The 15,450-nt window shown below is 74.5% G+C and carries 16 protein-coding genes; 8 read left to right on the top strand and 8 right to left on the bottom strand.

Features of this window, described 5'->3' with window-relative positions; all coding sequences use genetic code 11:
• Window positions 1-4: 4 nt before the first annotated feature.
• The gene (locus tag GA0070614_RS06580) at window positions 5-643 is read left to right on the top strand and encodes an acVLRF1 family peptidyl-tRNA hydrolase (protein ID WP_088979275.1); all 639 of its coding nucleotides are present in this window, start codon (window positions 5-7) and stop codon (window positions 641-643) included.
• Between the two features lie 160 nt (window positions 644-803).
• Window positions 804-2,018, top strand: a complete 1,215-nt coding sequence (locus GA0070614_RS06575; RefSeq protein ID WP_088975111.1) for an RCC1 domain-containing protein — start codon at window positions 804-806, stop codon at window positions 2,016-2,018.
• Window positions 2,019-2,119: 101 nt separating this feature from the next.
• On the opposite strand, the gene ypfJ is transcribed toward GA0070614_RS06575, so the two are convergent.
• Window positions 2,120-3,034 carry a KPN_02809 family neutral zinc metallopeptidase gene (gene ypfJ / locus GA0070614_RS06570; RefSeq protein ID WP_088979274.1) on the bottom strand — a complete coding sequence of 305 codons (915 nt, stop codon included), beginning with the start codon at window positions 3,032-3,034 and terminating at the stop codon, window positions 2,120-2,122.
• 244 nt (window positions 3,035-3,278) lie between these two features.
• Between ypfJ and GA0070614_RS06565 the strand changes: the two genes are divergently transcribed.
• A complete protein-coding gene (locus tag GA0070614_RS06565; RefSeq protein ID WP_088975110.1) occupies window positions 3,279-4,883 on the top strand; it encodes an ABC-F family ATP-binding cassette domain-containing protein in 1,605 nt (534 codons plus the stop codon).
• 156 nt (window positions 4,884-5,039) lie between these two features.
• Here the strand turns inward: GA0070614_RS06565 and GA0070614_RS06560 are convergent, their stop codons facing one another.
• Entirely contained in the window at window positions 5,040-5,621 is a 582-nt protein-coding gene (locus GA0070614_RS06560) for a cadmium resistance transporter (protein ID WP_231933562.1), read from the bottom strand.
• 204 nt (window positions 5,622-5,825) lie between these two features.
• Here GA0070614_RS06560 and GA0070614_RS06555 point away from each other — a divergent pair, with 204 nt between their 5' ends.
• From GA0070614_RS06555 to GA0070614_RS06545, 3 genes are all read left to right on the top strand, one after another.
• Window positions 5,826-6,053 (top strand): helix-turn-helix domain-containing protein, encoded by a 228-nt coding sequence (locus tag GA0070614_RS06555; RefSeq protein ID WP_007072022.1) that lies wholly within the window; start codon window positions 5,826-5,828, stop codon window positions 6,051-6,053.
• 46 nt (window positions 6,054-6,099) lie between these two features.
• Window positions 6,100-6,867, top strand: coding sequence for an enoyl-CoA hydratase/isomerase family protein (locus GA0070614_RS06550; RefSeq protein ID WP_088975108.1), 768 nt, complete (start codon window positions 6,100-6,102; stop codon window positions 6,865-6,867).
• Window positions 6,868-6,981: 114 nt separating this feature from the next.
• Window positions 6,982-8,964 carry an ABC transporter ATP-binding protein gene (locus tag GA0070614_RS06545; protein WP_172892566.1) on the top strand — a complete coding sequence of 661 codons (1,983 nt, stop codon included), beginning with the start codon at window positions 6,982-6,984 and terminating at the stop codon, window positions 8,962-8,964.
• On the opposite strand, the gene mug is transcribed toward GA0070614_RS06545, so the two are convergent.
• From mug to GA0070614_RS06515, 6 genes are all read right to left on the bottom strand, one after another.
• Complete coding sequence (mug, locus tag GA0070614_RS06540; RefSeq protein WP_231933665.1) at window positions 8,961-9,485, bottom strand: G/U mismatch-specific DNA glycosylase; 525 nt, start codon at window positions 9,483-9,485, stop codon at window positions 8,961-8,963. The two genes, GA0070614_RS06545 and mug, sit on opposite strands and share 4 nt — an antisense overlap.
• Window positions 9,486-9,772: 287 nt before the next feature.
• Window positions 9,773-10,534: an SDR family oxidoreductase gene (locus GA0070614_RS06535; RefSeq protein ID WP_088975106.1), complete on the bottom strand. Its 762-nt coding sequence runs from the start codon at window positions 10,532-10,534 to the stop codon at window positions 9,773-9,775.
• Window positions 10,535-10,582: 48 nt separating this feature from the next.
• Window positions 10,583-11,038 carry a hypothetical protein gene (locus tag GA0070614_RS06530; protein WP_172892382.1) on the bottom strand — a complete coding sequence of 152 codons (456 nt, stop codon included), beginning with the start codon at window positions 11,036-11,038 and terminating at the stop codon, window positions 10,583-10,585.
• A gap of 179 nt (window positions 11,039-11,217) precedes the next feature.
• A complete protein-coding gene (locus tag GA0070614_RS06525; protein WP_088979271.1) occupies window positions 11,218-12,030 on the bottom strand; it encodes a DUF692 domain-containing protein in 813 nt (270 codons plus the stop codon).
• Window positions 12,027-12,941, bottom strand: coding sequence for a TIGR04222 domain-containing membrane protein (locus GA0070614_RS06520; protein WP_088975105.1), 915 nt, complete (start codon window positions 12,939-12,941; stop codon window positions 12,027-12,029). The genes GA0070614_RS06525 and GA0070614_RS06520 overlap by 4 nt, the downstream gene beginning before the upstream one ends.
• Before the next feature lie 99 nt (window positions 12,942-13,040).
• Entirely contained in the window at window positions 13,041-13,613 is a 573-nt protein-coding gene (locus GA0070614_RS06515; RefSeq protein ID WP_088975104.1) for a TetR/AcrR family transcriptional regulator, read from the bottom strand.
• 105 nt (window positions 13,614-13,718) lie between these two features.
• On the opposite strand from GA0070614_RS06515, the gene GA0070614_RS06510 reads away from it, so the two are divergent.
• Both GA0070614_RS06510 and GA0070614_RS06505 read left to right on the top strand, forming a co-directional pair.
• A complete protein-coding gene (locus GA0070614_RS06510; RefSeq protein WP_088975103.1) occupies window positions 13,719-14,591 on the top strand; it encodes a carbon-nitrogen hydrolase family protein in 873 nt (290 codons plus the stop codon).
• Between the two features lie 61 nt (window positions 14,592-14,652).
• A complete protein-coding gene (locus tag GA0070614_RS06505; protein WP_088975102.1) occupies window positions 14,653-15,297 on the top strand; it encodes an HAD family hydrolase in 645 nt (214 codons plus the stop codon).
• The last annotated feature ends 153 nt before the right edge of the window (window positions 15,298-15,450 follow it).

The raw sequence follows: 15,450 nt of genomic DNA, 5'->3' as shown, positions 1-15,450 counted from the left end.
GATCATGAGCAGCCGACCCGCAGCCGGGGGCGGCCGGTGGGTCGAGGTCGAGCCGGCCCGGGTGGCCCGCTGGACCGAGGGCTTCGCCGACCGGCACGGCCCGCCCACCACCACCGTCCTCGGGTACGGCCTGCTGCTCACCGCCCCGGACGGCGCCACCGCCGAGCTGCACACCCCGCCCGGCGCCCGCCCGGCGCGGGACCTGCCCGGATTCGTGGGGGCGGCCGCCGCTCCCCGCCGGCTCGGTCTGCTGCTCGCCCGCAAGGGCGCGGTCGCCGTCGGCGTGGCCGAGGGCACCGACCTGGTCGTCTCCAAGGTGGACACCCGGTACGTGCAGGGGCGCACCGCCGCCGGTGGGTGGTCCCAGCAGCGGTTCGCCCGGCGGCGCGACAACCAGGCGAAGGCGGCCCTGGGTGACGCGGCGGAGCTGGCGGTACGCCTGCTGCTGCCCGAGGCGTCGACCCTGGCGGCCCTGGTCTGCGGCGGTGACCGGCGGGCGGTGGAGACCGTGCTGGCCGATCGCCGGCTGGCTCCGCTCGCCGCGTTGCGCGCCGACCGTCTCCTGGACGTGCCGGAACCCCGGCACGCAGTCCTGGTCGCCGCCGTCTCCGCCGCCCGAGCGGTCCACATTCTGGTCCGCTGAACGGGAAAGATCTCATCAAGACGGGTCAATCCCAACCCGTCGACTGTGCATCGAATCCCGCCGATGCATATCGTCGGTGCGACGAAGCGGTGGGTCTCCGGGCGACCCGCCGGGGCAGCTCCGTCGTCCAGGCACCGACATCGTTGGGAGAGAACAGTACATGAACGGACATCAGGACGGTCGGCTGCGGGCCCGGTGGCGCCGCGCGACGAGACTCCTCGCCGCCGCAGCGGCGATGTCCATCGGAAGCGCCGTGCTCACCGTGGCACTGACGGCCGGCGCGGCGGCGGCGGGCGTCACCCAGGCGGAGCGCGGCGCGCTGGCCGCCCCCGCGGTCACCAGCGTCACCGCCGGCGCGGCGCACACCTGTGCGATCGGCGCCGACGGGGGACTGTGGTGCTGGGGCTCGAACTACGGCGGCCAGCTCGGTGACGGGACCACCACGAACCGGAGCGCCCCGGCGCGGGTCGGCACCGCCACCTGGACCGGGGTCGACGCCGGCTCCGGGCACACCTGCGGGGTGCAGGCGGACGGATCGTTGTGGTGCTGGGGCAGCAACTTCCGGGGCCAGGTCGGTGACGGGACCACCACGACGCGGAGCACCCCGGTGCGGATCGGCACCGCCACCTGGGCCAGCGTCGACGCCGGCCCCGCCCACACCTGCGCCGTGCGGACCGACGGCACCCTGTGGTGCTGGGGCTTCAACCGGACCCAGCAGCTGGGCGTCGGCGTCTCGCCCTATGTGGCGACCACCCCGCTGCAGGTCGGCACGGCGACCAACTGGGCGAGCGTCTCGACCGGCTTCGCGCACACCTGCGGTGTCCGCACCGACGGGACGCTGTGGTGCTGGGGTCTCAGCTCGGACGGTCAGCTCGGTCTCGGCACCCTGGGCTCCCAGACGACGCCCGCCCAGGTCGGCACCGCGACCACCTGGACCGGCGTGACGGCCGGGTACGCGCACACCTGCGGGGTCCGGTCCGGCGCCCTCTGGTGCTGGGGTGAGAACGGTTACGGGCAGCTGGGCGTGAGCGGCAACTACCAGACCGCACCGGTCCAGGTCGGCACGGCCACCACCTGGCGCAGGGTCGGCGCGAGCGGCGACACGTCGTGTGCGGCCCGCACCGACGGCAGCCTGTGGTGCTGGGGCAAGAACGCGGAGGGGCAGGTGGGCGACGGCACCACCGTGCACCGCAACGCGCCCACCCGGGTCGGTGACGCCAGCACCTGGACCGGCGGCCTGGCCGCCAGCAGCCACAGCTGCGCGATCCGCACCGACGGTGGCCTGTGGTGCTGGGGCGACAACAGCGGTGGGCAGTTGGGCGACGGCACCACCGTCGGGCGGTCCACCCCGGCCCAGGTGACTCTGCCGAGCTGACCCGCCGCCGCCGGAACACGATGCCGGGTCGTCGGCCCGACCGCTGGCTGCGCGTCAGCGGTGCGGGCCGGCGACCCGGTGCTCCGGCCGGCGCCGGACGCTCAGAGGCTGCCGCCGAAGGTGTCGCAGGACTTCGGGTCACCGGTCTCGTAGCCCCGGGTGAACCACTCCTTGCGCTGCGCGGACGAGCCGTGGGTGAACTCCTCCGGGTTGACCGGACGGTTGGCCCGCTCGGAGATGGCGTCGTCGCCGATCTTCTCGGCGGTGTCGATCGCCTGCGCGATGTCCTGCTCCGAGATGCTCTTGAAGATCTTCTGACCCGACTCGTCGGCGGTGCCGGTGGCGTTCTTCGCCCAGGCCCCGGCGTAGCAGTCGGCCTGCAGCTCCAGCTTCACCGACAGCGCGTTGGCGTTGTCCGGGTCGCGTTGCTGCTGCCGGCGCATCTGCTCGTTGGTGCCGAGCAGGTTCTGCACGTGGTGGCCGTACTCGTGGGCCAGCACGTAGGGCTGGGCGAACTCGCCCTCGGCGCCGAGCTGGTCGGCCAGCACCCGGTAGAAGGTGAGGTCGATGTAGACGAGCGAGTCGGCCGGGCAGTAGAACGGGCCGACGCCGGAGTCGGCCTGGCCGCAGGCGGTGTTCACGCCCTGGCTGAAGAAGACCGTCTTCGACGGGCGGTACTGCTCGCCGAACGCCTCCGGCAGCGCGGTGCGCCAGTACGCCTGGATGGAGTTCACGTAGAGGGTGTTGCGGCAGTCGAGCTGCTGCAGCGCGTCGTCGGCGGAGCACTTCTGCTCCAGGGAGGTGTTGTCCCCCTGCTCCGCCCCGCCGCCGCCGTTCATCGCGTTCAGTCCGAAGCCGCCGCCGACCAGGGCCACCAGCACGGCGATGATGATGCCGACGATGCCCCCGCGACCGCCGCCGATCGGGATGGGGATGCCCATCCCGCCGCCTCCGCCGGACCCTCGCCGGTCGTCCACCTGGCTGGTGTCGATCCGCGCGTTCTCGTTCAGCTCCATGTTGACCCCGATCACCGATTCGTCACGTCTGGTGGTTGCGGTGCCGGACCGGGTCCGGACGGCGAATCGGTACCCGATGATCTTGCCGGGTAATCCGGACGGCCCGCCACGGGCCGCCCGGTACACTTGCCCCCGTGCTGCTCTGCGAAGGCTGAACCGCCCCGCGCCGACGGTCCCTGAGGCCCGCCGGCCGTTTCGCGTGCCCTGAGTCAGCCCTTCCAGACCCCGAGAGCGAGTACCGGAAATGATCACTGCCACCGGCCTGGAGTTGCGCGCCGGCGCCCGGATCCTGCTGTCCGACACCACGCTGCGGGTGCAGCCCGGCGACCGGATCGGCCTGGTCGGCCGCAACGGCGCCGGCAAGACCACCACGCTGAAGGTGCTGGCCGGGGAGGGGCAGCCGTACGCCGGCCAGATCGACCGGCGCAGCGCGATCGGCTACCTCCCGCAGGACCCGCGTACCGGTGACCTGGACGTCACCGGGCGGGACCGGGTGCTCTCCGCCCGCGGGCTGGACGTGCTGATGGCCCAGATGAAGGAGTTGGAGGCCCGGCTCGCCGTCGACGCCGACGAGAAGCTGGTCCGGCGCTACGGCGCGCTGGAGGACCAGTTCGCCGCCCTCGGCGGGTACGCGGCCGAGGCCGAGGCCGCCCGGATCTGCGCCAACCTCGGGCTGCCCGACCGCGCCCTGGCGCAGACCATCGGCACCCTCTCCGGCGGTCAGCGCCGCCGCATCGAGCTGGCCCGGATCCTGTTCCGCGACGCCGGCGAGAACGGCGGCGGCATCCTGCTGCTCGACGAGCCGACCAACCACCTCGACGCCGACTCGATCACCTGGCTGCGCGGCTTCCTCGCCAACCACAAGGGCGGGCTGATCGTGATCTCCCACGACGGCGCGCTGCTGGAGTCGGTGGTCAACAAGGTCTGGTTCCTCGACGCCACCCGCTCGGTGGTCGACGTCTACAACCTGGGCTGGAAGGCGTACCTGGAGGCCCGGGAGGTCGACGAGCGGCGTCGCCGCCGGGAGCGGGCCAACGCCGAGAAGAAGGCCGGCGCGCTGATGGCGCAGGCCGACAAGATGCGGGCCAAGGCCACCAAGACCGTCGCCGCGCAGAACATGGCCCGCCGGGCCGAGAAGCTGATGGCCGGGCTGGACGAGGTCCGGGTCGCCGACAAGGTGGCCAAGGTGCGGTTCCCGAACCCGGCGCCCTGCGGCAAGACCCCGCTGACCGCGTCCGGCCTGTCGAAGTCGTACGGCTCGTTGGAGATCTTCACCGACGTGGACGTCGCGGTGGACCGCGGCTCCCGGGTGGCCATCCTCGGCCTCAACGGCGCCGGCAAGACCACCCTGCTGCGGATGCTCGGCGGCCTGCTGGAGCCGGACACCGGGTCGGTGAACCCGGGCCACGGGCTGCGGCTGGGTTACTACGCCCAGGAGCACGAGACGCTGGACGTGCAGCGGACCATCCTGGAGCACATGCGCAGCGCAGCGCCGGACCAGACCGACACCGACCTGCGCAAGATCCTCGGCGCGTTCCTCTTCTCCGGTGAGGACGTGGACAAGCCCGCCGGGGTGCTCTCCGGCGGCGAGAAGACCCGGCTGGCGCTGGCCACCCTGGTCTGCTCCGGCGCGAACGTGCTGCTGCTCGACGAGCCGACGAACAACCTCGACCCGGTCAGCCGCGAGCAGGTGCTCGACGCGATCGCCCGCTACCCGGGGGCGATCGTGCTGGTCACCCACGACCCGGGCGCCGTGCTGGCCCTCAAGCCCGACCGCGCGATCCTGCTGCCCGACGGCGACGAGGACGCCTGGTCCGACGACCTCCTCGAACTCGTCGAACTGGCCTGACCCCACCCCCCACCCACCCCCCCACCGGTCCCCCCGGCCCGGCCCGGCCCCGCCTGGCCGGTTGATCAAGAAGTTTCGGTACTGACACGCCGGGCGCGAGTGCGCAAACCTCTTGATCAACGGGGTGAAGGGGGTGCGGGGCGGGGGAGGGGTGGGTCAGGGGAGGAGGCCGGAGGTGGCCAGGATGGTGGCGCCGATGGCGATGAAGATCGCCGGGACCAGTCGGTGGCCGGCCCGACCGACCAGCGCGACCACCCGGGGGTGGCTGCCGAGCAGGGCCGCCGCCGCGCACCAGGCGGCCACCAGGGTGGCGAAGACCAGCAGCCACACCAGCCCGGCGGCCGGGTCGAGGGACCGGAACACCGGGACGTAGACGGCGATGTTGTCGGCGCCGTTCGCGATCGTCACGCCGGCCACCCCGAGCAGGCTGCCGACGACCGCCGGTGGCGCGTCGTCGTCGGAGCGGGCGAGCAGGGCGCGGACGCCGAGCGCGATCGGCAGCAGGCCGAGCAGCCCGGTCCACGGGTCGGGGACGACCAGCAGGCCGGCGGCGGCCACCACGCTCGCGGTGACCAGCGCGCCGATGCCCAGGTACTGCCCGGCGACGATGTGCCACGGCCGGGGTCGCCCGGTGCCGCGCGCCGCCACGAAGAGCACGGTCAGCACCACGATGTCGTCGACGTTGGTGGCCGCGAACACCAGCGCCGCGGCGGCCGCGGCGGCGAGCAGGTCCGTCACGCCCGGCACGGTACGGGCAGCCGCCCGGCCCCGCGAACCGGACGCCCACCACAGATCGGCGTCGGGAGGATCACTCTATCGGGAAGCTGACATCGCATAGCGTGTCGGTTGGCGAAGAGTTGATATCTGGCGCATGATCGTTCGAGGCGGTCTAATAGGTGGGACCGTATCCGAACCGCACAGTCTGGGACGTGAGGAATCAGCATGGCAGCCACTGGCACAGCCACCAGCACTGAGAAGGGTCGCCGGATCGTCGGAGCCGAGCGTCAGACGCTCGCCAAGGACCTGGTAAAGCGGTACACCGGCGGAGAGAGCATCCGCGCTCTCGCGGCCTCGACCGGACGATCCTACGGGTTCATCCACCGGGTGCTCACCGAGTCCGGGGTGCAGCTGCGCCAGCGTGGCGGCGCCCGGCGCCGCAAGAAGGCGTGACCCGCCCACCAGCGTCGTCCATCAGCGTCGTCCTCCGGGCGGTCCGGTGACCGCAGAGACGACCGGGGTACGACTCGACTGCGACGGGCCGGTCGCGACGGTCACGTTGTGCCGGCCCGACGTGCTCAACGCCCAGACCCCGGCGATGTGGCGCGCGATGAGCGACTTCTCCCGGGATCTTCCCGGCGACGTGCGTGTCGTCGTGGTGCGCGGTGAGGGGCGGGCGTTCTCGGCCGGCCTCGACCTGTCGGTGGCCGGCGCCTCCGGCCCCGGTTCCTTCGCCGAGCTCTCCACCCTGCCCGAGCAGGAGTGCGCGGACCGGATCGCCGAGTACCAGCAGGGCTTCACCTGGCTGCACCGCCCGGACGTGATCTCGGTGGCCGCCGTGCAGGGGCACGCCATCGGCGCGGGCTTCCAGCTGGCGCTCGCCTGCGACCTGCGGGTGCTCGCCGACGACGCCCGTTTCTCGATGGCCGAGGTGACCCTCGGGCTGGTGCCCGACCTGGCCGGCACCAAGCGCCTGGCGGAGCTGGTCGGCTACTCCCGCGCGCTGGAGATCTGCGCGACGGGCCGGCGGCTGGACGCCGCCGAGGCGGACCGGATCGGTCTGGCCACCCTCGTCGTGCCCCGCGCCGACCTGGACGGTGCGGTCCGTGACCTCACCGCCGGGCTGCTCGCGGCCAACCGTGACGCGGTGGTGGAGATCAAGGCCCTGCTCGCCGGCGCCGGTGGCCGTACCCACGCCGAGCAGCAGCGCGCGGAGCGGGAGGCGCAGACCCGTCGGCTGCGCGATCTCGCCGGCCGGGGAGAATAGTAAGGACCGTTCGGGAAGATCCGGGTTACTGCCGAGGTTGTCGTAGTCGTCGGGAGAATCGAACCCGACGGCGCAGCGCTGCCCACGATCCGGAGGTGACCGATGTCCAACCCGATGTCCGGCGGGGGCATGGCCGGGTGGAGCATGCTCCGCTCGATGCGCAGCCAGGACGAGGTCTCCGCGCACCGGCTCAAGCGTGGTACCGCCCGGCGGATCGTCGCCTTCGCCCGGCCGTACCGGCGCGACATCGTCGTCTTCCTGATCACCGTGGTGATCGCCGCGATCATCGGGGTGGCCACTCCGGTGCTGGCCGGCGACGTCATCAACACCATCACCCGGGGCGGCCCGGACGCCGGCGGCGCGGTCGTCCGGCTGGCGCTGATCATCGCCGCCCTGGCGGTCGCCGACGCGCTCTTCTCCCTGGCCCAGCGGTGGTACTCGGCCCGCATCGGTGAGGGGATCATCCTCGACCTGCGCACCCGGGTCTACGACCACGTGCAGCGGATGCCGTTGCAGTTCTTCACCCGCACCCAGACCGGGGCGCTGGTCAGCCGGCTCAACAACGACGTGATGGGCGCCCAGCGGGCGTTCACCTCGACGCTGTCCGGCGTGGTCAGCAACGTCATCCAGCTCGTCCTCACCGCCGCGGTGATGTTCACCCTCTCCTGGCAGATCACCGCGCTGTCGCTGGTGCTGCTGCCGATCTTCATCATCCCGGCCCGCCGGGTCGGCAAGCGGCTGGCCGAGATCACCCGCGAGTCGTACAACCTCGACGCCAAGATGAACGCGACCATGACCGAGCGGTTCGGGGTGGCGGGGGCGCTGCTGGTCAAGCTCTTCGGCTCGCCCGAGGAGGAGGCCCGCCGCTTCGCCGGCCGGGCCGAGCGGGTCCGCGACATCGGCATCCAGTCGGCGATGTACTCGCGCACCTTCTTCGTGGCGATGCTGCTGGTCGCCTCGCTGGCCCAGGCCCTGACCTACGGGCTCGGGGGCTGGCTGGCGGTCACCGGCGCGGTCAGCGCCGGCACCGTGGTCACCCTCGCGCTGCTGCTCACCCGCCTGTACGGCCCGCTGACCGCGCTCTCCAACGTCCGGGTGGACGTGATGAGCGCCCTCGTCTCCTTCGACCGGGTCTTCGAGGTGCTCGACCTGCGTCCGGGCATCGAGGAGAAGCCGGACGCGACGCCGGTGCCCCGGGGCAACGGCCGGGTCGAGTTCCGCGACGTGCGGTTCCGCTACCCGGCCGCCGCCGAGGTGTCGCTGGCCTCGCTGGAGGAGGTCGCCACCCTCGACCGTACGGTCAACGAGCCGGTGCTCAAGGGCGTCTCGTTCACCGTCGAGCCGGGCCAGATGGTGGCCCTGGTCGGCCCTTCCGGCGCCGGCAAGTCGACGCTGTCGATGCTGATCTCCCGGATCTACGACGTCACCGACGGTGAGGTGCGCGTCGGTGGGGTGGACGTCCGCGACGCCACGCTCGCCTCGCTGCGCGACGAGATCGGCGTGGTCACCCAGGACAGCCACCTCTTCCACGAGACCATCCGGGAGAACCTGCGGTACGCCAAGCCCGAGGCCACCGACGACGAGATCTGGGCGGCGCTGGCCGGCGCGCAGGTCGCCGACCTGGTCCGGGCCCTGCCCGACGGGCTGGACACCATGGTCGGCGAGCGCGGTTACCGCTTCTCCGGCGGGGAGAAGCAGCGCATCGCGATCGCCCGGCTGCTGCTCAAGGCGCCGTCGATCGTGATCCTCGACGAGGCCACCGCCCACCTGGACTCGGAGAGCGAGGCGGCCGTGCAGCGGGCCCTGTCGGTGGCGCTGACCGGGCGTACCGCGCTGGTCATCGCGCACCGGCTCTCCACCGTCCGGGAGGCCGACCAGATCCTGGTCCTCGACGACGGCCGGATCGTGGAGCGGGGCCGGCACGACGAGTTGGTCGCCGTCGGCGGCCTCTACGCCGAGCTGTACCGCACCCAGTTCGCGGTCACCGACTCGCCCGCCCCGTACGCCGACGAGGTGGAGCCCGAGCCGGTGGTGACCACGGTGCCGATGGGCACGTACGTCGCCCAGGAGGCGCTGCCGCCCGCCGCCGCCAACTAAGGGCGGGTGACCGCCGCGCGCAGCTCGCCGAAGGCGGCGCCGAGCGTCTCGGCGGTGAAGTGGGCGTTCAGCCCGCTCGGGTTGGGCAGCACCCAGAGTCGGGCGCCGGCCAGCCGCTCCGGCTGGGGGCCGAATCCGGCCTTCGGCCGGGCGAAGCCGATCCGGTACGCGGTCACCCCGACCACCGCCACCCAGGCCGGCCGGCGCCGCCGCACCTTGTCGGCCAGGATCTCCGCGCCGGCCACCAGCTCGGCGGCGGTCAGCTCGTCGGCGCGGGCGCTGGCCCGGGCCACCATGTTGGTGATGCCCAGCCCCAGGCGGGGCAGCTCGTCCTGCTCGCCGGGGTGCAGCTGGCGCGGGGTGAATCCGCCCCGGTGCAGGGCCGGCCAGAAGCGGTTGCCCGGCCGGGCGAAGTGCCAGCCGGTCGCCGCCGACCACAGGCCCGGGTTGATTCCGACGAAGACCACGTCCAGCCCGTCGGCGATGACGTCCGGGATGGTCCGGTCCGCCGCCGCGGCCAGCTCCGCCTTCGTCGGCCGCGCGCGTCGCCCGCCGCCTCCGGTCCGCGCGAGGTCACCGCCCGTGTGCCCGAGGCCGCCGGTGCTGCGGCTGAGGCCGTCGGCGGTGTGCCCGAGTTCGCCGGTGGCGCGGCCGTAGCCGTCGGCGTTGTGCCCCAGGTCGTCGGTGCTGCGGCCGGGGCCGTCGGCGGTGTGCGCGAGGTCGTCGGTGGTGCCGTCGGTGGTGCGCCCACGACCGCCGGTGGCCGGGTCCGTGGGCCGTCCCCCGGCGGGGGTACGGCGGGGCGGGGTCACAGGCCGCGCAGCGCGCCGCCGTCGACCGGCACGGTCACGCCGGTGACGTAGCCCGCCGCGGGGGAGAGCAGGAACGCGGCGACCCGCCCGAACTCGGCCGGGTCGCCGATGCGACGCAGCGGGATGCCCGCCTCCGCCTCGACCCGGGCCGCCTCCGCGTCGCCGGTCGCGGCGAAGAGCGCACGGTTGCGGTCGGTCATGATCCGTCCGGGCAGCAGGCCGAGCACCCGGACGCCCCGGGGCCCGTACTCGTCGGCCATGTCCTTGGCCACCCCGGCCAGGCCGGGCCGTAGGCCGTTGGAGATGCCGAGGCCGGGGACCGGGCTGCGGGTCGAGGTGGACAGCACCAGCCCGATCGCGCCACCGTCGGTGAGCGCGGCGGCGACCGTGCGGGCCATCCGCACACTGCCCAGGAAGACCGTCTCGAAGGACTGCCGCCACTGCTCGTCGTCGACCTGGGCGGCGGTGCCCGGCGGGGGTCCGCCGACCGAGACGAGCGCGCCGTCGAGCCGGCCGAAGTGCTCCCGGGCCGCGGCGACCAGCCGTTGCGGGGTGGCCGGGTCGGCCAGGTCGGCGGTGAGCCCGATCGCGTGCTCCGGGCCGCCCAGCCGCGCGACCGCCTCGGCGACCTGCTCCGGCACCCGTGCCGAGACGACCACCCGGGCGCCGTCGGCGACGAGGCACTGCGCGGTGGCGAAGCCCAGCCCGCGTGAGGCGCCGGTCAGCACGTACACCCGATCGGTGAGTCCGAGATCCATACCGTCGATCCTGCCGTACCCGGGTACCGGTCGCACCCGGCGGTGGGCTCAGCGGCGGGCCGGGCGCAGCAGGCGTACCCGACCGGCGAGCTGGACCGCGACGGCGCCGCCGGCGCGGGCGACGGCCGGCAGCCGGCGGGGTCGCGGCGTGCCCCGGCCGTCGTAGCGGGTGCTCGCCTCCCGGGTCGCCAGCTCCTCGGCGCCGAGCGGGGGCAGGGCGTCCCGCGCGCGCAGGTCGCGGGCCAGGTCCCAGCCGTCGCGCAGCGACCCTTTGGTCGGCCGGTCCGCCGCCCAGGCACGGAATGTCTCCCACCAGGTGTCCCCGAGACCGGCGGCGAGCAGCGGCCAGTGCCGCGCCACGTCACCGGCCCGCTTGCGCAGCAGCGCGGCCCGGGCCGCCGCCACCGGGGCGGTGGCGAAGCCGGGCGGGGTGGGCGCGCCGGCGACCAGGGCCGCCACCAGGGCGGCCTGTCGGGCGGCCAGGTCGCCGGACGGCGCCACCACCGGTGGTACGGACGACGGCGTGGCCGCGGGCCCGCCGCCTCGCGGAACCGTCTGCGCTGCGGTCCCGGCGGGCGGTCCGGCGACCTGCGGTGCTGCCGCCTGTGCTCCGGTCCCGGTGCGGGGTGCCGCCGAGGCGGGTGGTCCGGCCCCGGCGGGCGGCCCCGGCGGGTCGGTGGCGGTCACGTGACCACCGGGTACCCGGAGGCGGCGGCCAGGGCGTCCAGCTCGGCCCGCAGCTCCGGCGCGGGCGGGTAGTGGCCGTCGCGTTCGAGCAGCAGCGCCGGGGGGCGGCGCCGGGCGCAGAGCGCGCCGACCAGGTCGAGCACCTCCGGCGGCACCGGGTCGGTGTGCGTGTCGTGGTAGAAACCGCCCCGCTGCGCGCCGCCGGCCACGTGGACGTAGGCGACCCGGTCCAGCGGCAGCCGGTCCAGCAGGGCGAGCGGGTCGCCGCCCCGGTTGCGGGCGTTGGCGTGCACGTTGGCGACGTCGAGCAGCAGCCCCGCCCCGGTGGCGTCGAGGATCTCGGTGAGGAAGTCCGCCTCGTCCAGCTCGTCGTCGGGCCAGTCGAAGAGGGCGGCGATCGGCTCCAGGGCCAGCGGCACCGGCAGCTCGGCCTGCGTGCGCCGGACGTTGGCCACCACCGCGGCCACCGCCTCCCGGCTGCGCGGCAGGGGCAGCAGGTGGCCGGCCTCCAGGCCACCGGCCCGGACGAACGCGATGTGCTCGCTGACCAGCGGCGCGTCGACCAGCTCCGCCACCCGCGCCAGGTGGGCCACCCGGGACGGGTCGACCGGCTCCGCGCCGCCGAGGGAGAGCCGCACCCCGTGCGGCACGACGGTGACCCCGCGCGCCCGCAGCTCGGCGAGGCCCGGCGGCAGCTCGGCGTGCACCGACTCGGCGACCACCTCGACGAAGCGCAGCCCGGGCAGCTCGGCGACGAAACCGGCGATCTCCGGCCGCCAGCCGATGCCCACCCCGCTCGGGCCGGTCACCCGCCGCACCCGCCACCGCCGCAGCCGCCACCGCCGCCGCAGGAGCTGCCGCCGCTGCACGAGCTGCCGCCCCCGCAGGAGGTGCCGCCGGAACTGCCCGCGCCGCCGCCGCTGAGCGCCTGCCGCTGGATCTCGGCCTGCTCGGCGAAGCCCGGGTCCAGGCTCCAGAGCGAGACCGTGCCGAACAGGGCGACGCCCATCGCCGCGCCGGCCGCGCCGTAGGTGGCGTACGCCGGCGCGGAGGAGGGGGCGAGGTGGGTGTGCCGCCGGCGCAGCTCACGCAGCGCGGCGTCGGCCGCCCGGGTACGCCACGGCACCCGGTTCAGCAGGATTGCCGTGCCGGCCAGGACGAGGAAGGCGATCAGCAGGAAGGCGATCGGCTTGCCCTGGGACAGCCCGGCGCCCATCCGTACCGCGCCGAGCACGAGCAGGCCGAGCACCGCCAGGGAGCCGTTGCGGGCGGTGCGCCGCTGCGCGGGGGAGAGCGCCAGGCCCTGCCGTTCGAGGCCCTCCCGCAGCTGGGTCAGGGCCCGGACCACCCACTCGTCGCGGCTGAGTTCGCGGGCGTACAGGTTGCGCCGGGCCGCGTGGTGGACCGCCTGGTCCAGCGGGGTGACCCCGGCGGGCAGCGCGCTGCCGGTGGTGAGCCGCCGGTCGGGGCGGACGCCGACCGCGCCGCTGCCGCGCAGCCCGCCGAGCGAGGTCCAGACCGCGAGTTGGTCGCCGCCGTTGAGGTACGCCACCTGCTGCGGGCCGAGGGCGTCGATCCGGCCGACCGGCCGTCCGGCGATGATCCGGGACCGGTGCACGATCGCGCCGACGACCACCACGACGGCGGCCGTCAGGTACAGGCCGAGGAAGACGGGACCGGGGATGCCCCAGGTGTCACCCGGGGCGGCGAGGACGGTCATGGCTGCTCCTGTCGCGCGAGGGGATCGCGGCATCATTGTGGAGCAGCCCCGCCACGCGCCGACCGGTGCGCCGGTCCAGTTACCGAGTCGATATTGCGCTCAGCGCCGGCGCACGGCCTCCTCGACCAGGTCCAGCACCGGCCCCAGGTCGCCGGCCGGGCGCCCCATGGCCAGGTGCAGCACCAGACCGTCGTACGCCAGCTCCAGGAACTGGGCCAGCACGTCGATCGGGACGTCCTCGCGCAGCACTCCGGCCTCCCGCTGGCGGACCAGCCGCTCCCGGGTCGCCTCGGCGATCGCGGCGGAGCGCTCGGCCCAGCGGCGGGCGAAGGCCGGGTCGGTGCGCAGCCGGCGGGAGACCTCCAGCTGGCTGCCCAGCCAGCCGGTGGTGTCCGGGGAGACGGCCCGGGCGAGCAGGTCCCGCATGACCTGGACCAGACCGTTGCGGGCCACCGTCTCGACCATCGCGGCGGCGTCGTCCTCGGCCACGGCGAGGAAGAGCGAGTCCTTGTCCCGGAAGTGGTGGAAGATCGCGCCCCGGGACAGCCCGGTGGCCTCCTCCAGCCGGCGCACGGTGGCTCCCTCGTAGCCGTGCCGGGCGAAACAGGCCCGCGCCGCACCGAGGATCTCCTGCCGGCGCGCGTCGAGCTGGTCCTGACTTACTCTGGGCACGGGTCGATCGTCCCAGCTGACCCTCCGTTACGCAAACCGTACGTACGGCTTGGATTGCTCCCCTCGCGGGACGGCGATCCGGGCCGCTGCGGTTAGGATCGCCCGGTGACGACGCCCCCGGTCACCTCCGCACCCCCTCCTCCCACCCCGCTGACCGTCGCCGCCGTGCAGGCCGACCCCACCCCCGGCGACCTGCCCGGCAACGCGACGACCGCCGCCCGGCTGCTCGCCCGGGCCGCCGGACAGGGCACCCGGGTGGCCGTGCTGCCCGAGCTGTTCCTGCCGGCGTACCACCCGCCGACGTTGGCCGCGGACCCGGCCGGCACCGACGTGGCCGCCACCGACGACGGCACGGTCGACGACCCCCGGCTCGACCCGGTGCGGGCCGCCGCCCGCGACGGCCGGCTCACCGCGGTCGTCGGCGCGGCGGTGCGCCACCCGGACGGCCGCCGGACCATCTCCGCCCTGGTCGTCGACCCGACCGGCGCGGTCCGGGCCGGGTACGACAAGCAGCAGCTCTGGGGCGGCGAGCGGGACCTGTTCGACCCCGGCCGGCGAGGCGCGTCGCTGCTCGTCGACGGTTGGCGGCTCGCCCTCGGCATCTGCTACGACGGCTGCTTCCCCGAGCACGCCCGGGCCGCGGCGCTCGACGGCGCGCACGGCTACCTGTGCCCGAGCGGCTACCTGGCCGGCTCCGCGCACCGCCGCGACCTCTACTACGCCGCCCGGGCCCTGGACAACACCATGTACGTGGTCTTCGCCAACGCCGTGGACGGCGCCGAGCCGTGGCGGTTCAACGGCGGCGCGGCGGTCTACGACCCGCAGGGCCGCCCGCTGGCCCGGGGCGCCGACTCCGGCGAGGACGTGCTGGTCGCCACGCTCGATCCGGCGGTGCTGGCGGCCACCCGCTCCGCGCACACCATGCTCGCCGACCGACCCGCCGACCAGGGGTTCCCCCGATCGGCGCTGTCGGCCTGACGGACGTCGTCGGGGCCCTCGACCCTGTCGACCGAGACGCCCACTCCCGTAAGGTGCCCGAGTGCCGCTGCTCCTCCTCGACCTGGACAACACCCTGCTCGACCGGGCCGGGTCGTTCCGCGCGTGGGGTGAGCGCTTCCTGTCCGCGATCGGCGCGCCCGGCACCGACATCGACTGGCTGCTCTCCATCGACGCCGACGGGCTCACCGACCGGTGGGACGTCGCCGACGCCATCCGCGACCGGTACGACCTGCGCATCCCCTCCATCGACCTGGTGGACGAACTGCGCGACGGAGTGGTGGCGAACACCCGCCTCGATCCGCTGGTCGCCTGCGCGCTGCGAATCGCCGACGACGCCGGCTGGGTGCCGGTGGTGGTCACCAACGGCTCGGTCCAGCAGGAGGACGCCAAGATCAGGGGGACCGGGCTGGACCGGTACGTCGCGGACTGGGTGATCTCCGAGGAGGCCGGGGTCAGCAAACCCAACCCGCGCATCTTCGCGCTCGCCGCGCAGCGGGCCCGGATGTCGCTGCGCGGGGCGTGGGTGGTGGGGGACGGCCCCGAGGCCGACATCGGCGGGGCCGCCGCCGTCGGCCTGCCCAGCGTCTGGCTGCACCGGGGACGCCGCTGGTCCGACGCCCGCTTCGCCCCCACCCGCACGGTGGACTCGCTGATCGCCGCGGTCTCCGTCGTGCTCGGCGGCTGAGCGTCCGGCGGGGCGTCGGCCCGGCGGCGGGTCGAGGGGTGCGGTAATTCGGTTGACCCCGGCTCGGCGTACCCGCCAGCATGGGGGCCGCGCGAGCGCGCAACCGGGGTGTGCCCGGTCGAGGAGAGGAGGTCGGTCATGGCCGTCTTCGCA

The sequence above is a fragment of the Micromonospora coxensis genome (assembly GCF_900090295.1).
GTDB lineage: Bacteria > Actinomycetota > Actinomycetes > Mycobacteriales > Micromonosporaceae > Micromonospora > Micromonospora coxensis.
The sequence above is the reverse complement of the archived record's forward strand: the minus strand, read 5'-3'. Positions and strand labels throughout refer to the sequence as shown.